This is a genomic window from Shewanella sp. SM23 (assembly GCF_025654295.1).
GTDB classification, from domain to species: Bacteria; Pseudomonadota; Gammaproteobacteria; order Enterobacterales; family Shewanellaceae; genus Shewanella; species Shewanella oncorhynchi.
On record NZ_JAKKRM010000007.1, the window covers coordinates 103,173 to 118,576 of the forward strand.

Genomic DNA, 15,404 nt, shown 5'->3' on the forward strand with positions numbered 1-15,404 from the left:
AAAAAATATAAGCAAATAACTCAACTGATGACATTTGTCATGCCAAAGCCATGACCTTTGTGTCTGCAGTTCTTCTATCGAATTTCTGATAATGAGCCCGTACCCAAACATTGGGAAACTCACTCAATAAGGAAATACCATGAAAACATTACTCCTCGCCTCCAGCTTTTTGCTTATCAGTACTCACTCGTTTGCAGTAACGCCATCAAACACTAACATCACCAATGTAGACGCGGCCTCGAATGCGATGAATCTAACGCAATTACAACAACTGAGCGGTAGCACTCAAGATTATGATAAAGCCTATGCGAACTATCGCTTAGCCATCAGTGCCAATGTAATGGGGCAGAAAACACTCGCTAGCAGCGCACTGACTACAGCACAAACCACATTAGAAGCACTCGAAACCAGCCAAGCGAATGCAGAATCCCTCGCGCTGTTATCGTCGGTTTATGGCATGCAAATCGCCTTAGACAATAGCAAAGGTGCAACGCTCGGCATGAAATCCGCCAAGGCGATTACCAGTGCCGAACAATTAGAACCACAAAATCCACGGGTAGCACTTGTTAAAGCCATCGCCGCCTATAACACGCCAGCCATATTTGGCGGCAGCATGCAAAATGCTAAGACCTTAGCCACTACAGCAATAGAAAGATTCGCCCAGCCTTGCGACAATATTTGCTGGGGTGAAGCCGAAGCTTACACGTGGCGCGGGCTCGCTAAACAGGAATTAGGCGATAGCCAAGGCGCGATTGAAGATTGGCAACAAGCGATCAAAGTACAAGCAGATTACGGTTGGGCAAAATTTTTGCTTCAACAAAATCAGCAATTAAGTGCAAAATAGACAAAGTTGTTAACGGGGATCTATGGCGCTGACGATAGCGCCAATCCCTAAAAAGAATAAATTAAAACAGATGCCATCGGTGGGCATTCAACAACCAACTCAGTGACACAGAGGCATCATGATAAGCACTCCGCTTCAGCTCGAACGAAAACTTGCTTGGGTGTATTTGATAAACTTAGTGTTTTATCTGATCCCACTTGCCATAAATCCCTATCCAAGCTGGAAAATCGCCCTCAGTTTTGCCGTATTAATCCCTTTTATTGCCAGTTATTTTTGGACTTATAAGTGCAATAGCCGTAGCGCCTATCTGCCCATTCTCATTATGGTGGCCATAGCAATAGCGATCACACCAATCAACCCAGGCTCTATCTCGCTATTTACCTTTGCAGCCTTCTTCATTGGCTTTTTTTATCCTCTCCGGACCTGTCTGTTGGCTATTGCAGCCCTCATCGGCCTGTTGTTTGCCCTCAATGAGATTTACCACTTTAACAGTTACTACTTTCCGCTTTACGGCTCGGGATTAGTGCTCGGCGTGGGCATGTTTGGTGTCGCCGAACGCAGACGTTATCGGCATAAATTGAAAGAACAGCAAAGTGCCCAAGAAATTACCACCTTGGCCACTATGCTTGAGCGTGAACGTATCGCGCGGGATCTACACGACATTATGGGGCATAGCCTATCTTCCATCGCCCTTAAGGCTGAGCTAGCCGAAAAGCTTATCGCAAAACAAGAATATGAACTCGCATCAACCCAATTGACTGAGCTAGGACAAATTGCAAGGGAAAGTTTAAGCCAGATCCGCCACACAGTGTCAGACTACAAACACAAGGGCCTAGAGAGTTGCGTGACGCAGCTTTGTAAATCCTTAAGGGATAAAGGCTTAAGTGTCGAGCTCAGTGGTGAGCTACCCAAGCTAGGTGCAAGCACAGAAAGCCAACTGAGTTTGATCCTCACCGAACTCATTAATAATATTCTTCGCCATAGCGGTGCAAGTGAATGCTCTATCCACTTTTCTAAGCAATCAGACCGCCTGCTGCTCGAAGTCAAAGACAATGCCGCGGCCAAACCTTTTATAGAGGGTAATGGCCTCACTGGTATACGCGAGCGTCTCGACAGTTTAGGCGGCAGCTTGAGCTATAATCTCGAACAGGGATATAGATTTACCGTCAGTTTACCTTTGCAGGGAGCAACACATTAATGAAGATTTTATTGGCGGAAGATCAAGCTATGGTGCGAGGAGCACTCGCCGCACTCCTCACGCTTGCAGGGGGTTTTAGTATCACCCAAGCGAGTGACGGCGACGAAGCTCTAAGCTTACTCAAACAGCAAAGCTTTGATCTCTTGCTAACGGATATCGAAATGCCCGGCCGCACAGGCTTAGAGCTGGCTACATGGTTAAAGGAGCAACATAGCCAAACCAAGATAGTGGTCATTACCACCTTCGGCCGTGCGGGCTATATTAAACGTGCCATCGAAGCGGGTGTGGGCGGCTTTCTGCTTAAAGATGCACCCTCAGAAACCTTAGTCAACGCGATTCAACAAGTGATGGCGGGAAAACGAGTGATCGATCCTGAACTTGCCATGATGGCGATTGGCGATGTCGACCCACTCAACGACAAAGAACGCCGCGCTCTTCGCCTCGCTAGCGAAGGCAAATCCACCTCCGACATCGCCGAAACTCTTTTTATCGCTGAAGGGACTGTTCGCAACTACCTCTCTGAAGCCATAGCCAAACTCAATGCCAGCAATCGAATCGATGCAGCGCGCATCGCCAAACAAAAAGGCTGGTTGTAATAACACTCACAGTTAACCACGCTTTCAGCCTAACGATCTCTTATCAACAATTTTGCGGCCTTAAGGTCGCAGAAAGATATTAGCTATGCTTCCAAACAAAATTTGATAACACCCTAATTCCCCTTGAGATTGCCTTACGCTTATTCTCTGTTAATATATGTATAAATTCACAGTGATTGAGTGCTAACGACTTGCAGCAATTGGATCTTGTTCCGATCACCGACCTCAAAGGCGTCGCCAAAAAGGTCGCGGAGAAACTCGCAAAGCTCGGCATCACAACAGTACAAGATCTGCTGTTTCACTTACCCCTGCGCTACGAAGATAGAACCCAAATCTATCCCATTGCCGCCCTCAGCCTAGGCGGTTATGGCACTATAGAAGCTGAAATCCAATCGACACAAATCATCCAAGGCCGCAAGCGCATGCTGGTCTGCAATGTGCGCGACGATACGGGCAGCTTAAGCCTGCGCTTCTTTAACTTTTCCGTTGCTCAGCGTAATGCCATGCAAAATGGTTTGATGATCCGCGCCTATGGTGAAGTGCGCCGTGGTAGTCATCAAGCTGAGATAGTGCATCCAGAATATAAAGTGGTGTATCCCGGTGAAGATGTTCATCTGAGTGATACCCTAACGCCGATTTATCCCACGACTGAGGGCTTAAAACAGGCGAGTTGGCTAAAGCTGACCGAGCAAGCCTTGGTATTGCTGGAAGAGGGTGGCTTAACTGAGCTGCTGCCACCGCAATTGCAACCTAACAACATCAGCCTTAAACAAGCGCTGCAGACGCTACATCGCCCTCCTGCGGGGATCTCTCAGTTCGATTTAGAGTTAGGCCAACACCCAGCCCAGCAACGACTCGTGCAGGAAGAATTACTCGCCCACAATCTCAGCATGTTACGCCTAAGGCAGCGCAGTAATTTAGATGCCGCTGTCACCATGCAGGCCACGGGGCAGTTGCTCAATCCCTTCCTCGCGGCTTTGCCCTTTAAGCCAACTGGCGCCCAGCAAAGAGTCGTGGCTGATATAGGCAAAGATTTAGAAAAACCGCACCCTATGATGCGCTTAGTGCAAGGGGATGTTGGCTCGGGCAAAACCTTAGTCGCGGCGATGGCGGCATTACAAGCGATTGAAAACGGGTATCAAGTTGCCATGATGGCACCGACCGAGTTATTGGCCGAGCAACATGCAACTAACTTTGCCGCTTGGTTTGAGCCACTCGGGCTTAAAGTCGGTTGGCTAGCGGGTAAACTCAAAGGCAAGGCCAGAACCCAATCCCTTGCGGATATTGAATCTGGCGCAGCCCAGATGGTAATTGGGACCCATGCCATCTTCCAGCAGCATGTAGTCTTTAGCAAACTCGCGTTAATTATTATCGATGAGCAACACAGATTCGGCGTACACCAACGCTTAGGCCTGCGGGAAAAGGGCGTGAACCAAGGTTTCCACCCGCATCAATTGATCATGACAGCCACACCTATTCCCCGCACGCTGGCGATGACGGCCTATGCAGATCTCGACACGTCCATTATCGATGAACTGCCGCCGGGGCGAACTCCAGTGACCACTGTGGCGATTGCTGATTTACGCCGTAACGAAGTGCTTGAACGGGTGCGTAACGCCGTCATCACAGATAAACGTCAGGCCTATTGGGTGTGTACTCTGATTGAAGAATCCGAAGTGCTCGAATGCCAAGCCGCCGAAGACACAGCCGAAGAACTGCGCCTCGCCCTGCCCGAGCTCAATATTGGCCTAGTGCATGGCAGATTGAAGAGCGCCGAGAAACAGCAAATCATGGCTGACTTTAAGGCTGGCATTATTCATCTACTGGTAGCGACAACCGTGATTGAAGTGGGCGTCGACGTGCCTAATGCCAGCCTGATGATCATTGAAAACCCTGAACGTTTAGGTCTAGCACAACTACATCAACTGCGCGGACGAGTCGGCCGAGGCGCCATCGCAAGCCATTGTGTGTTACTCTACAAGGCGCCGTTGAGCCATACCGCCACCCAAAGACTGAGTGTACTCAGACAAAGCAATGATGGTTTCATCATAGCGCAGAAAGATTTAGAAATTCGTGGCCCGGGTGAAGTGCTTGGCACTAAGCAAACGGGACTGGCTGAGCTCAAAATTGCCGATCTGGTGCGCGATCAAGCTTTGATCCCACACATTCAGAAATTAGCGAGCCATGTAATGGCGCAAGCTCCCGAAAAAGTCGATGCAATTATTTTACGTTGGCTCGGGCACAGGCAGCACTATGTGCAGGCTTAAGCCGTAAATATAAAGGGTAAAGGACGAGGCGTAACATCTGCCTTTACTCGAAATAAATTGTTTATGTTCAGCTAAGCGCTATAGACAAGCGCATGGAAACTTGCAAAATGAACCTGCGGCCTTCAAATAGCCCGCTCTTGCACTTTAATGTTAGCTGCATGTATTCACCAAGTTACCTTGACACTCAAGCGAAGGATGTAAAATGCAAGTTAATCAAGATGATAGAATAACACCTCAAGAGACTTCTTCTAGCAGCAATCGCTTTGCGCTTTTTGCGATAGTGCTCGTCGTGCTACTTTCTGCCGGAGGATATTATTACTACAGCGGTGATTCTGACTCACCTAAACTCATCCCTAACGCCCCTATTGTATTGCCTGAAACACCGCCATCTGAACCTATGACGCTCGAAAGTGCGCCAGAGCCTGAAACCACTGAGACGACGCCTGCCGTTACAGAAACGAACACCAATAGCACTGAAACCACTGCAGTGACAGAGCCTGAAGTTGTCGTAGAACCTGTGCCTGTGCTGGCAGAAAGTGATGCATTTGTGCAACAAAAAGCCCTCGCCATGATCAATAACAATGTGCTGAGTTCTTCGTTAGTGCAGCAAGATCTCGTCCGCCAATTTGTGGTATTCGTGGATAACCTAGCTCAGGGTGAATTAACCCGTAAAGTTAGCCCACTTAAAGGACCAGAGAAGCTGTTCTCAGTCTCAGAAATCACCAACAAAGTGTATTTAAATCCTGAGGGTTTCCACAGATACGATGCCTATGTTGACTCGATTGCCAAAATGGACGAACAGAGCTTAATCACAACTTACAAGCAACTGACGCCGCTCCTAGAGGAAGCCTTTACCGAACTCGGCTACAGCAACGCCAAATTTAACGACAGAATGCTGCAAGCGATTAAAATGTTACTCGCAGCACCTATTATTGAAGATCCGATTGAGCTGAATTCAATTAGCGTTAACTATCAATTCGTTGACCCTAACTTAGAGGCACTACCCAGTGCACAAAAACTGTTGATCCGTATGGGTCCAGAAAATACTCGCAAGTTGAAAGTAGCGCTGCGTAAAATCGAGAATCAATTGTCGCAATAGGTTATCAAGCTCATGCCAAAAGGCGCTCAGTGCGCCTTTTTTCATTTTAACCTGTAAGTTAAAGCGTCTGCACAATCAGATAGCCACTGCGATATTTGTTACTCAATGTCGAATAAGTGCTGTAAATCACAGCACTTGATCCCATTCCGTTAACCCGCACAATGCAAATGGCTTCATAAAAAGAAGGGGCATAGTGTAGAATGACCACGCTGTAGAGGGCATTTCGAGCGTCATTCTTCTAACGCGTATACTCCTCACTATGGTATGGCAATGGTATGGCAATCCATTAATGTTCTAACTTAGTTAGGGATAACTAAGACAGCTTAAATTTAGTGTCGAGGCAAAGTAGTGCAACTAACATTCAGCATTCTCTCTTGGGGCGCTTGGGCCCCCCAATATCAGCACCATCAAAGTTGGCAAACTTGGTGCGAGAGTTCGGCTGAGCTCAATCTCGATACGCCACCACAGTCGGATACCACCGCTCCCGCACTCAAACAAATTCCCGCCATGCAGCGCCGCCGTTTTAGTCGCTTGACTAAGATGATGTTAGAGGTGAGTTTTCAGTGCGAAATGCCTGCAAATTGTCGCTCTATTTTTGCCTCGCGCCATGGAGAGTTGCAGCGCACCATTGGCCTACTCGAAGACATTATCGCCAAACAGCCCTTATCGCCCTTAGGTTTTAGTCAGTCAGTGCACAACACCGCCAGCGGCATTTTTGGCATAGTGGCGGCCAATACCGCGCCTTCAACCTCAGTTGCGGCGGGCACAGAAACCCTGTCCCAAGCTATGGTCGAAGCCTTCGCCCAATTACATCAATCGCCAGAACCATTGTTATTGGTGTTCGGTGATGATCCAGTGCCTCCTGTGTACGATGAGTTTACCCAAGAATTTGAATTACCTTTGGCCCTAGGCCTACAACTCGCGCCCTTCGATACACCCGCTTCGGCCAAGCTCACGGTGAGCCGCATTTCTAAGGCAACAGCTTTAAATCCGCTGACCTATGGTGCATTTATCCACGCCCTAGCAACGGCGCAAAATATTTCAGGCTGCTTATCCCAATGGCATTGGAGACTTGAGCATGTTTGATGCAGCCCACAGCCATGACGCCGCTAAGGGCCATGAAGATTCAATGCTCAATGCCGCTTATACCTTGCCGGAAACTCGCCGCGAAGGGCTGAATTATGTGCCACGTTGGCTAGGCGGTGTAAGTTGTTATATCGCCTTTGGCTTAGGCGGCTTATTAAGCTCCTTGACCATTCTGCCACTACTGCGTTTTTGGCCAGGCACACCAGAGGCGCGGATTATTCGGGTACAAAAGGCCGTGCATTTAATGTTCAAAGGCTTTGTCGCCATGCTCACTTGGGCAGGTGTGATTAAGGTCAGCAGCCACGATGCCCAAAAATTACATGATGCCAGAGGCGTTATCGTCATTGCCAACCACCCCAGTTTAGTCGATGTGGTGGTATTGATAAGTCTCATGCCCAATGCGGGCTGCATAGTCAAACAAGCTTTGTGGCGTAATCCATTTTTGCGTGGTGTGGTGTCCTGCGCGGGTTATATTCCCAATCGCGGCGCCGAACTCATGCTAGAGGATTGCCGCGAAGTGCTCGCAAGAGGCACCAATTTAATTATCTTCCCCGAGGGCACGCGTACGGTGGTCGGTGCGACCATTAACCACTTTGCCCGCGGCGCTGCCAATATAGCCTTAAGGGCCGAAGCGGATATTTTACCTGTGGTGCTACGTACCAATGTGCGTGGTTTGACAAAGGAGCAACCTTGGTATGAAATCCCAAGGCAAACCATGGGAATGGCCGTTGAAATCGGCACAATCGTTTCTTACCAGAAGTACCAAGCGGCTTTAGGTGAGCATGCAAAAATGGCCCGGCAGCTGACGCGGGATCTTGAACATTACTATAAACAACAACTCGAAAATAATTATGAACTTAAACAATGAAATAAAGCAGTTAATCATCGACTGTCTCGATCTAGAAGACGTCAGCATTGATGATATCCAAACCGATGCACCGCTATTTGGCGAAGGTTTAGGCTTAGATTCTATCGACGCCCTCGAGCTCGGCTTAGCCATCAAGAAAAAATTTGATGTCAAAATCGAAGCCAATTCGGATGCCACTAAGGCCCATTTCCACAGTGTTGCCAGCTTAGCTCGCTTTATCGAATCACAGCGTCCATAGGAGAGGAATATGCAAAATCGTGAACAAATCCTCGCTATGCTGACCACTATTTTAGTGGACGAATTCGAAATTGATGCCGAGGCGATTACGCCTGAGGCCAACCTGTATGAAGAGCTCGATCTCGACAGTATTGATGCAGTCGACTTAGTGATAAAACTGCAGCAACTGACAGGTAAAAAGATCCAACCCGATGAATTTAAATCAGTTCGCACAATCAACGATGTGATTAATGCTATCGAAGGTTTAGTTAAAACCTAATGCGAGCCTTGCTACAGGTCTTAACCGCCCTAACTTTGCTGGCCTACCCCGTTGCCGTGTATTTAGGGCTCAGTTACTTGCCTGCTGGCACCATAGCGCTCGTGCTGTGTTTATTGCTGATAATGCGGCTAATGCTACAAAAGCAAAGGGTTAAGACATTAGTTTTACCACTATTGGTGGGGATTGTGCTCACGGCAGGCAGTTATCTTGCCAAGCGCAGTGATTGGCTGCTGTATTACCCAGTAGTGATAAATCTCACTATGCTGGCGCTGTTCAGTTATTCACTGCACACTGGCCCTAGCATGATCGAACGTTTAGCCCGTTTGAAAGAACCCGATTTACCGGATGAAGCCACTGGGTATCTTAAAAAAGTCACGCTACTTTGGTGCGGCTTATTTATCTTCAATGGCACTATGGCGGCTTACACCGCTGGCTTTACTAGCTTAGCAACCTGGACCTTGTATAACGGTTTGATTGCATACGTACTCATGGGACTGCTCCTCGGTGGGGAATGGTTATATCGCAGCTTTTGGTTGAAGAAAACATGACACAGCTACTCAAAAACTGGTTAACCCAAGGGCCCTTTGCCCAACAACTGATCAGCTTTAATCACCACGACATAGTCACAGGTGCATTATTTACCAATCAGGTGGCGTATTTTTATGAGCAACTGCTGGCCGCGCCAGAGAAAAAATGGCTGCTCGCGAGTGATACCAGCGATCTGTTTGCTGTCGGTTTATGTGCGGCGCTGTTAGCAGGCAAGGAAATTATCTTACCAGCCAACACCCAAACGGGCACGCTGAGCGAGTTAACCCACCAGTTTGAAGGCATATTGTCGGACAAGCCATTGTGTGAAAGTCAGGCCTTTATTCTACTGAGAAAAGAGCTGAGCCTGCCTAGCAAGCCTTGGCCGGCGAGCGAGGCTATCGGTGAACTTGTGCTATTTACCTCCGGCAGCAGTGGCGAACCTAAGGCGATCCGTAAAACACTTCAGCAATTAGACGTTGAAGTCTCAGTGCTCGAACATACCTTTGCCGAACATTTACCCCATTGCAGTGTGGTTTCAACGGTTTCCCACCAGCATATCTATGGCCTGTTATTCAAGATTTTGTGGCCACTCGCCGCCAGTCGGCCGTTTTTAAGTGAGCAGATTGAATACCCAGAAACCTTAAGCTATTACACTGCCTTACTGCCAAACCTGTGTTTGATCAGTAGCCCTGCCCAGTTATCGCGTTTACCTAAGGCCTTAGAGCACGAGCGGCAGCTGCGATCACCTAGCTTAGTGTTTAGCTCTGGCGGGCCCTTAAGTTTTGCGGCGGCTCAGGGGATCAGCCAATGCTATGGCCATCTGCCCATCGAAATTTTTGGTAGCACAGAAACGGGCGGCATCGCCTATCGCCGTCAGCATGAGGCCGATGAACCTTGGCAAGTGTTTGACAGAATATCGATAGATCAAGATCCTAGCGATGGAGCCTTGCTACTTAAATCACCCTATTTGGCCGACGATGAATGGCTGCGCTGCGAAGATAAAATCGAACCAACCGAAAATGGCCAGTTTAGACTCAAGGGCCGACTCGATCGCATTGTTAAGATAGAGGAAAAACGTCTATCACTGGCACAAATGGAAACGCTGCTCTGCAGTCACGCCTATGTTGAGCAAGCGGCACTTGTCGTATTGCCGCAGTTTAAATCCCAACTGGGCGCGGTAGTGACCCTCTCCGCACTTGGCCGCAGTGTGCATCAAGAGCAGGGAAAACTCAGTATCAACAATGCGTTAAAAGCACATTTACTGACGCAATTTGAGCGAGTCACGCTGCCACGCCGCTGGCGTTATCCCGATATTTTGCCGCTGAACACTCAGGGTAAGCGTGTCACTGCCCAGTTAGTCGAGTTATTTGATCATGATTAAATCGAGTTTACCGCCGATCCTGCATTCCAATATCGGCATGGATAATATTGAATTACGTCTGTTAGTGGCGGCTGACCTTGAATCTTTTAAGGGACATTTTCCCGAGCAAGCCGTACTGCCAGGCGTGACGCAATTAGATTGGGCGGTGCGTTTAGGCTGCCAATATTTCGGCTATTGCGAAGCCGTAGCCAACTTAGAAGTGCTTAAGTTTCAGCAACTCATACTGCCGGGGCAAGAAGTCACCCTAAGCATTAGCAACAATGCGGCTAAGGGAAAACTTACCTTCGCCTATAGCGATGGTGAAAACCGCTACGCGTCAGGTCGTATCGCCTTCGATATCTCGCCAGTTAACAGCAGCGATGGGGCGAGCCAGTGCTAACACCTCCCAGCGACTTAGTTGAGTCGGCGCCCATCAAGCTCGCCTTAGTGATCCCCAATTACAATCACAGTGCCGCAATTGCCCAGACCTTGGCCGAACTCGCCCAATTTAATCTGCCCTGTTATTTGATTGATGATGGCAGCAATGACGAAACCCGTTATCTACTGCAATCCTTAGCCCAAACCTATCCTTGGGTGACTTTGCTGCTGCATCCTTACAACCGTGGTAAAGGCGCTGCTGTGATGACGGGCCTACGCCGAGCCTACCGCGATGGCTTTAGTCATGCACTGCAGGTCGATGCCGATGGTCAACACAATCTAGCCGATATTCCAGCTATGGTAGCAAGGGCGCAGGCTAAACCCGATGCACTGATTTCAGGCAAACCCGAGTACGATGAATCCGTGCCTAAGGGCAGGCTCTATGGCCGTTATATCACCCATTTTTGGGTGTGGGTCGAAACATTAAGCTTTGATATTAAAGATTCTATGTGTGGCTTTCGCGTTTATCCCCTCGCCGCCACCGAGCGATTACTGTGCCAGCAAGCATTAACGGAACGAATGGATTTTGATATCGAAATCCTCGTCAAACTCTACTGGCAAGGGGTGGAAATTTTATTCCAGCCGACTAAGGTGATTTATCCCGAAGGTGGTGTTAGTCACTTTCAAGGTGTGGCCGACAATGTGCGCATCACTAAACTGCATACCAAGTTGTTTTTCGGCATGCTCAAACGCCTGCCTTGGCTATTGCAGCGTAAATCACAGCGACAAGCCGCGCAAAACTCCCATTGCTCGTCAGCAACATCATTGACTTCAGCAACATCAGCAACATCATCAACTTCAGCCACCCATTGGTCGGGCATGAAGGAGCGCGGCAGTTACTGGGGCATCAAACTGTTAGCCGAGAGCTATCGTATTGGCGGCCATTGGTTGTGCCGCGCCATCATGTATCCTGTGATTTGCTATTTCTTTCTCACGGGCAAAGTCACCCGCGAAGCCTCGTTAGATTTCCTGCGCCGCGTGCAAACGCTTGAGCCGCAACATCCTAAGCTGAATCAGCCTGTAGGCTGGCGCGATAGCCTGAATCACTTTTTAGCCTTTGGAAATGCCGCACTCGATAGAATCGATGCCTGGTGCGATCGCATCCAATTGAGCCAAGTGGATTTCCCCGATCGCCAAGTGCTGGCCGACCAGCTCGAAAGCGGCAAAGGCGCCGTGTTATTGGTGTCGCACCTTGGCAATTTAGAACTCTGCCGCGCCATTTCCATCCACCAGCGCAAAGTCAAAGTGAATGTCATGGTGTTAACGAGCCATGCGGAAAATTTCAATAAGGTACTCAAACAGTTAAATCCAGATAGCACGCTTAATCTTATTCAAGTGACCGAGCTTAACCCCGCGACGTCTATGCTGTTGCAGCAAAAAATAGAAGACGGTGAACTGGTGGTGATCGCGGGCGATAGAACCTCGCCGAATACCCAAGGTCGCGTCATGTACGCGCCCTTTATGGGGCAAGACGCAGCGTTTCCACAAGGGCCGTTTATTTTGGCAGGTTTACTCGATTGCCCTGTGTTTTTAATGTTTTGCCTGCGGGAACAGGGCCGTTATCGGGTGCATTTAGAGCACTTCGCCGAAACACTTAAAGGCCCAAGGGCGGGCAGAATGGACAGATTACAGCAGGCGGTAAATCGCTACAGCGAAAGTTTAGAATACTTTGCCAGACGCGAGCCTTTGCAATGGTTTAACTTCTTCGATTTTTGGCGTAAAGACAGCGAGTTAGAACGCGTATCAGCCAATTCAGTACAAGCCGATGCTGTAACAGCAGAGTCAACATCACCGCAGATCCCAGAGCAGGATCATAAGACAGACAGGACAAGTCATTCATGAGCCACACCCAAGCCGCCGACTCAAAGAATCAATCAGACTTAAAGGCTGTTGAGTTCGGCCGTCAATTTATCACCTTAGAACAAGTGGTTGCCGTCGCCAAGGGCGCACCAGTCAAGCTCTGTGACGATGCGGATTATCAAGAATATATCCAAAAAGGTGCGCGCTTTATCGATAGCCTGCTGCACGAAGAAGGCGTGGTTTATGGTGTAACAACTGGTTATGGCGACTCTTGCACAGTCAATGTGAGCTTAGATCTGGTCCACGAATTGCCACTGCATTTAACCCGCTTCCACGGCTGCGGTTTAGGCGAGACCTTAAGCATAATGCAGGCCCGCGCTGTGATGACTTGCCGTTTAAACTCCTTAGCCATTGGCAAATCTGGCGTGACCTATGAGCTATTAAAGCGCATCGAAACTTTGCTCAATCTCAACATAGTCCCTGTAATCCCAGAAGAAGGTTCAGTCGGCGCCAGCGGTGATTTAACGCCGCTGTCGTATTTGGCCGCCGTGTTAGTCGGCGAGCGCGAAGTGATTTACCAAGGTGAGCGCCAAGCGACTCAAGCTGTGTACGCTAAGCTCAACATTATCCCGCATGTCCTGCGTCCAAAAGAAGGCTTAGCCCTGATGAACGGCACGGCTGTAATGACGGCCTTGGCCTGTTTAGCCTTCGATCGCGCCCAATATCTTGCCCGATTAAGTAGCCGCATTACCGCTATGGCTTCGTTAACGTTAAAAGGCAACTCGAACCATTTTGATGAAATCTTATTTGCCGCCAAACCGCATCCGGGACAAAACCAAATCGCCACTTGGATACGGGAAGATTTAAATCACCACGAACATCCGCGCAATTCGGACAGGCTGCAGGACAGATATTCCATCCGCTGCGCACCGCACATTATCGGCGTATTGCAGGATGCGCTGCCGTTTATGCGTCAGTTTATCGAAACCGAAGTCAACAGCGCCAACGACAACCCGATTGTCGACGGCGAAGGCGAGCATATTCTCCACGGTGGCCATTTTTACGGCGGCCATATCGCCTTTGCGATGGATTCGCTGAAAAATACTGTGGCTAACTTAGCCGATCTTATCGATCGCCAAATGGCACTGATAATGGACCCTAAGTTTAATAATGGCTTACCCGCTAACTTATCCGGCTCAACCGGCACGCGCCGCGCAATTAATCATGGCTTTAAAGCGGTGCAAATTGGGGTATCGGCGTGGACAGCAGAAGCGCTCAAGCACACTATGCCCGCCAGCGTGTTCTCGCGCTCGACCGAATGCCACAACCAAGACAAGGTGAGCATGGGCACTATTGCTGCCCGCGACTGTATGCGCGTGCTGCAATTGACCGAACAAGTCGCGGCGGCAGCCCTGCTCGCCATGACCCAAGGTATTGGCCTGCGTATCGCCCAAAATGAACTAGACGAAGCCTCGCTCACACCTTCATTGGCGAAAACACTCGCCCAAGTGCGCGGTGATTTTGAGACCTTAATTGAAGACCGACCGCTTGAAGCCGTGCTGCGCCAAACCATAGCTAAAATCCAAGCGGGCGAATGGGAAGTGTGCCGATGAAATCATTGCTCACTATCGATATGGAAATGCAAATCCCCTTCCACGATGTGGATTCCATGGGGATCACTTGGCATGGCAATTACCTACGTTATTTCGAGATTGCTCGCTGCAAACTGCTCGATGAGTTGGGCTACAACTACCGCCAAATGCAAGCATCTAACTATGCGTGGCCTATTATCGATTTGCAGATTAAATACGTCAAAGCCAGCACCTTCGAGCAAAAAATCACAGTGCGCGCAGAGTTAGTCGAGTGGGAAAACCGCTTAAAAATCAATTATCAAATTCGCGACGTTGAAACGGGTGCGCGCATCACTAAGGGTTATACCATTCAGGCAGCAGTCGACATGAGCACCCAAGAATTGTGCTTTGTTACCCCAGAGGTGTTCCGTGACAAAATAGCCACCCTGCTCGCTAAGGTGGAAAACTAATGAATTCAGTACTCGCCAAGAGCTCTGTGCTGGCGAAGTGTGCATTACTCCTCTGCCTTGCTTGCGGCTTGGCTTGTGCTTTGATAACCCTGCCACTCAAAGCAGAAACCTTAGCAGAGCCCGGTGTTTATCAAACACTCTTTAGCCAAAGTGCGGATACCGCGCAGCTTGTCGCCCTGAGCCAAAAGCTTAACTTGGGCGAAACGGTGCGAGGCCAGTTTGTGCAATCTCGGCAACTAAAGGTGCTCAAAAAGCCGTTAATCAGCCAAGGTCAATTTATCTTCGATCAGACCCAAGGGCTGATTTGGCAGCAGATAAAGCCCTTCGAATCCCTACTAATTTTAAAAGATAAGCAGCTTATTCAGCGCGATAGCCAAGGTCGAGTCCAAGTCAGCAAGGCCGATGCCTCGGCGAGCGCCGCCGCTATGGGCGATTTATTACCCAGCCTAGTGCGCGCTATGCTCGGCGGTGATATTTCCGGTTTAAGCGAAAACTTCGAGCTGCACTTTCTCATCACAGATAGGTTAAAAATAGAAGGCTTGAGCACAGACGGTCAATGGCAATTAGGCCTAACGCCCAAAGATCCCTTAATGAAAAAAGCCATCGCCAATATGGTGTTAGAGGGGAGCGATGTGTTGCAATCCTTAGTGCTGCTGAGCGCGGCGCCGAGTGTGGCACAACAGGATATGACCCGCATCGACTTTAGTGCGCTTTCCCAAGGTAAACTCAGCGAAACCGAATTGACGCAGTATGCTGTGGCGATAGAGGCGAATAAACCTTAAC

The 15,404-nt window shown here is 49.1% G+C and carries 16 protein-coding genes; all 16 read left to right on the plus strand.

What is annotated here, in order from left to right:
• The first annotated feature begins 139 nt into the window (after positions 1–139).
• The 16 genes from L5L98_RS10960 (at position 140) to L5L98_RS11035 (ending at position 15,403) form a co-directional block, all read left to right on the plus strand.
• Positions 140–844 (plus strand): tetratricopeptide repeat protein, encoded by a 705-nt coding sequence (locus L5L98_RS10960; protein WP_263140725.1) that lies wholly within the window; start codon positions 140–142, stop codon positions 842–844.
• A gap of 118 nt (positions 845–962) precedes the next feature.
• Entirely contained in the window at positions 963–2,042 is a 1,080-nt protein-coding gene (locus L5L98_RS10965; protein WP_263140726.1) for a sensor histidine kinase, read from the plus strand.
• Positions 2,042–2,638 carry a DNA-binding response regulator gene (locus L5L98_RS10970; RefSeq protein WP_113941110.1) on the plus strand — a complete coding sequence of 199 codons (597 nt, stop codon included), beginning with the start codon at positions 2,042–2,044 and terminating at the stop codon, positions 2,636–2,638. The genes L5L98_RS10965 and L5L98_RS10970 overlap by 1 nt, the downstream gene beginning before the upstream one ends.
• A gap of 191 nt (positions 2,639–2,829) precedes the next feature.
• On the plus strand, positions 2,830–4,905 hold the full coding sequence (recG, locus tag L5L98_RS10975) for an ATP-dependent DNA helicase RecG (RefSeq protein WP_263140728.1): 2,076 nt from the start codon (positions 2,830–2,832) through the stop codon (positions 4,903–4,905).
• 202 nt (positions 4,906–5,107) lie between these two features.
• A complete protein-coding gene (locus L5L98_RS10980; protein ID WP_263140730.1) occupies positions 5,108–6,004 on the plus strand; it encodes a DUF3014 domain-containing protein in 897 nt (298 codons plus the stop codon).
• Between the two features lie 348 nt (positions 6,005–6,352).
• A complete protein-coding gene (locus L5L98_RS10985; RefSeq protein WP_113941113.1) occupies positions 6,353–7,090 on the plus strand; it encodes a beta-ketoacyl synthase chain length factor in 738 nt (245 codons plus the stop codon).
• Complete coding sequence (locus tag L5L98_RS10990; protein WP_173242769.1) at positions 7,083–7,958, plus strand: lysophospholipid acyltransferase family protein; 876 nt, start codon at positions 7,083–7,085, stop codon at positions 7,956–7,958. The genes L5L98_RS10985 and L5L98_RS10990 overlap by 8 nt, the downstream gene beginning before the upstream one ends.
• The gene (locus L5L98_RS10995; RefSeq protein WP_113941114.1) at positions 7,942–8,196 is read left to right on the plus strand and encodes a phosphopantetheine-binding protein; all 255 of its coding nucleotides are present in this window, start codon (positions 7,942–7,944) and stop codon (positions 8,194–8,196) included. Before L5L98_RS10990 ends, L5L98_RS10995 begins: the two co-directional genes overlap by 17 nt.
• Positions 8,197–8,205: 9 nt before the next feature.
• Positions 8,206–8,454 (plus strand): acyl carrier protein, encoded by a 249-nt coding sequence (locus tag L5L98_RS11000; RefSeq protein WP_011787696.1) that lies wholly within the window; start codon positions 8,206–8,208, stop codon positions 8,452–8,454.
• A complete protein-coding gene (locus tag L5L98_RS11005; RefSeq protein WP_263140735.1) occupies positions 8,454–9,002 on the plus strand; it encodes a hypothetical protein in 549 nt (182 codons plus the stop codon). The genes L5L98_RS11000 and L5L98_RS11005 overlap by 1 nt, the downstream gene beginning before the upstream one ends.
• On the plus strand, positions 8,999–10,363 hold the full coding sequence (locus L5L98_RS11010; protein ID WP_263140738.1) for an AMP-binding protein: 1,365 nt from the start codon (positions 8,999–9,001) through the stop codon (positions 10,361–10,363). Before L5L98_RS11005 ends, L5L98_RS11010 begins: the two co-directional genes overlap by 4 nt.
• Entirely contained in the window at positions 10,356–10,742 is a 387-nt protein-coding gene (locus L5L98_RS11015; protein ID WP_173242763.1) for a thioester dehydrase, read from the plus strand. Before L5L98_RS11010 ends, L5L98_RS11015 begins: the two co-directional genes overlap by 8 nt.
• Complete coding sequence (locus L5L98_RS11020; RefSeq protein ID WP_263140741.1) at positions 10,736–12,622, plus strand: glycosyltransferase family 2 protein; 1,887 nt, start codon at positions 10,736–10,738, stop codon at positions 12,620–12,622. The genes L5L98_RS11015 and L5L98_RS11020 overlap by 7 nt, the downstream gene beginning before the upstream one ends.
• Positions 12,619–14,193 carry a histidine ammonia-lyase gene (gene hutH, locus L5L98_RS11025; protein ID WP_263140743.1) on the plus strand — a complete coding sequence of 525 codons (1,575 nt, stop codon included), beginning with the start codon at positions 12,619–12,621 and terminating at the stop codon, positions 14,191–14,193. Before L5L98_RS11020 ends, hutH begins: the two co-directional genes overlap by 4 nt.
• Entirely contained in the window at positions 14,190–14,621 is a 432-nt protein-coding gene (locus L5L98_RS11030; protein WP_263140745.1) for an acyl-CoA thioesterase, read from the plus strand. The genes hutH and L5L98_RS11030 overlap by 4 nt, the downstream gene beginning before the upstream one ends.
• Positions 14,621–15,403: an outer membrane lipoprotein carrier protein LolA gene (locus L5L98_RS11035; RefSeq protein WP_263140747.1), complete on the plus strand. Its 783-nt coding sequence runs from the start codon at positions 14,621–14,623 to the stop codon at positions 15,401–15,403. The genes L5L98_RS11030 and L5L98_RS11035 overlap by 1 nt, the downstream gene beginning before the upstream one ends.
• The last annotated feature ends 1 nt before the right edge of the window (position 15,404 follow it).

Excerpts from the sequence above, each read along its gene's own strand:
- L5L98_RS10995 (WP_113941114.1), top strand. The coding sequence starts at position 7,942 with ATGAACTTAAACAATGAAATAAAGCAGTTAATCATCGACTGTCTCGAT.
- L5L98_RS10970 (WP_113941110.1), top strand. The coding sequence starts at position 2,042 with ATGAAGATTTTATTGGCGGAAGATCAAGCTATGGTGCGAGGAGCACTC.
- L5L98_RS11000 (WP_011787696.1), top strand. The coding sequence starts at position 8,206 with ATGCAAAATCGTGAACAAATCCTCGCTATGCTGACCACTATTTTAGTG.
- L5L98_RS10965 (WP_263140726.1), top strand. The coding sequence starts at position 963 with ATGATAAGCACTCCGCTTCAGCTCGAACGAAAACTTGCTTGGGTGTAT.
- L5L98_RS11015 (WP_173242763.1), top strand. The coding sequence starts at position 10,356 with ATGATTAAATCGAGTTTACCGCCGATCCTGCATTCCAATATCGGCATG.
- L5L98_RS11010 (WP_263140738.1), top strand. The coding sequence starts at position 8,999 with ATGACACAGCTACTCAAAAACTGGTTAACCCAAGGGCCCTTTGCCCAA.
- L5L98_RS10960 (WP_263140725.1), top strand. The coding sequence starts at position 140 with ATGAAAACATTACTCCTCGCCTCCAGCTTTTTGCTTATCAGTACTCAC.
- L5L98_RS11035 (WP_263140747.1), top strand. The coding sequence starts at position 14,621 with ATGAATTCAGTACTCGCCAAGAGCTCTGTGCTGGCGAAGTGTGCATTA.
- L5L98_RS11005 (WP_263140735.1), top strand. The coding sequence starts at position 8,454 with ATGCGAGCCTTGCTACAGGTCTTAACCGCCCTAACTTTGCTGGCCTAC.
- L5L98_RS10990 (WP_173242769.1), top strand. The coding sequence starts at position 7,083 with ATGTTTGATGCAGCCCACAGCCATGACGCCGCTAAGGGCCATGAAGAT.
- hutH (WP_263140743.1), top strand. The coding sequence starts at position 12,619 with ATGAGCCACACCCAAGCCGCCGACTCAAAGAATCAATCAGACTTAAAG.
- L5L98_RS11030 (WP_263140745.1), top strand. The coding sequence starts at position 14,190 with ATGAAATCATTGCTCACTATCGATATGGAAATGCAAATCCCCTTCCAC.
- L5L98_RS10980 (WP_263140730.1), top strand. The coding sequence starts at position 5,108 with ATGCAAGTTAATCAAGATGATAGAATAACACCTCAAGAGACTTCTTCT.